Source organism: Thiolapillus sp., assembly GCF_048562965.1.
Lineage (GTDB): Bacteria > Pseudomonadota > Gammaproteobacteria > Chromatiales > Chromatiaceae > Thiolapillus > Thiolapillus brandeum_A.
Map to the genome: position 1 here is coordinate 1 of NZ_JBHNMF010001367.1, position 670 is coordinate 670.

The 670-nt window shown below is 50.3% G+C and carries 1 protein-coding gene; it reads right to left on the reverse strand.

Annotated elements, in window-relative coordinates:
* Positions 1-670 (reverse strand): hypothetical protein (locus ACOCD2_RS24360; protein WP_305803394.1); only part of this gene is annotated, 670 nt, incomplete at both ends.

A 670-nucleotide genomic window follows, 5' to 3' on the forward strand; every position in this document is an offset into this window, starting at 1 on the left:
CTCAGGAGAACGATGACTGGATTGAAACTGGCGCAGTGATCTCACATCTATTCGCCCTGTTACACAGTAATCGTTGATACCTCCCTTCACTCGAAGAAGGTCTCGCATCCAGTCGTCCTTATAGGGAGCTCGTATACGGCTGTCACCATATTGCCGATCGTTGCACTGAATAATGTAGGCATGAATATCCAGCGCAGACGATTCAACCAGTGCATTGAAGGACCGAGTATCCTGATTCCACTCAGGTACAAACAATGCATCGATATCGCCACGAAGAGCAGCACGGTAGCTGATATTGGTAAGCTCACTACAGACCAGCAGGGCGAAGCGAAAATCACCGTGCTGAATAACAGGTGGAGCTGTCCAGCGTTTTTCTGGTTTGAGCTCAAGCCCGGCAAGGCGCTTCAATTCCAACTCTTCATGCAATGCAGGATGTTGCTTGTCCTGCCGGTAAATTATGAGTGAGGCAAAGCCCAGCCCGTCATGTGAAAGCGCTGCCCAAACCTGATTACGCACACTTTTACGACGCGCATGAAGATATTCTATGCCGGCGATTAACGATATACCCCTACGCCGCATGTGCTTCGCCATACGCATGAACCATCGGGCGGGCAAGGAAAGTTCAGCAAGAATGCAATACTCCGCACCTTTGGGCTGAGAGATAACGCTG